This window comes from Xanthomonas sp. SHU 308 (assembly GCF_000364645.1).
Taxonomy (GTDB): domain Bacteria; phylum Pseudomonadota; class Gammaproteobacteria; order Xanthomonadales; family Xanthomonadaceae; genus Xanthomonas_A; species Xanthomonas_A sontii.
This window is the reverse complement of sequence record NZ_AQOK01000642.1, coordinates 1-662: the sequence shown is the minus strand read 5'-3', so window position 1 is coordinate 662 and position 662 is coordinate 1. Positions and strand designations below refer to the sequence as shown.

At 69.6% G+C, this 662-nt stretch carries 1 pseudogene; it reads right to left on the bottom strand.

The features are described 5' to 3' along the window. Positions 1-182 precede the first annotated feature (182 nt). Positions 183-662, bottom strand: a pseudogene (locus D588_RS0117890) (homoserine kinase); the annotation flags it as partial.

Genomic DNA, 662 nt, shown 5'->3' with positions numbered 1-662 from the left:
TCCCCGCGATGGCCGCCGCTTCGGAAGGGAACCCGGTACGGCAACAGCAACAGCAACAACAAAGCAAAAGCAAAGCAACGACCAGAGCGACAGCGACAGCGACAACAAAAGCAAATTCGAAATCGGTAACAGCAACGACACTAGCAACAGCGGCGCCGACAACGCACCGCTCTGATAAGTGGCTACAGCAACGCCGCGCCCGGACACTGCAACGGCGACACCCAGTGCTGGCTATCGAAACCAGCGTCCGCGAAGGCCGCCTGCACCGCCGGCGCCGCGGCCTCCGCCTCGACGCGGCTGGCGAACCAGGCGAACACACTCGGACCAGCGCCGGAAATGCCCGCACCCATCGCCCCCGCCGCCAGCGCCGCCGCCTTGGCCGCGTCGAAGCCGACGATCAGCGGCGCGCGGCGCGGCTCGATCAGCACGTCGCGCAGGCCGGCGCGCACCAGCGCCTCGTCGCCGGCATGGCAGCCCGCCAACACCAATGCCAGGTTCGCGCTCTGCGCCACGAACTCGCCGAGCCGGTACTCGCCGGCCAGCGCTGCGCGCGCGTGGCGCGTCTCCAGCGTCGCGTCCGGATGCACAAGCAGGCTGTGCCAGCCGCCCGGCACCGGTACCGGCACCAGCCGCTCCAGGGTCGACAGCACCAGCCCGCCCAG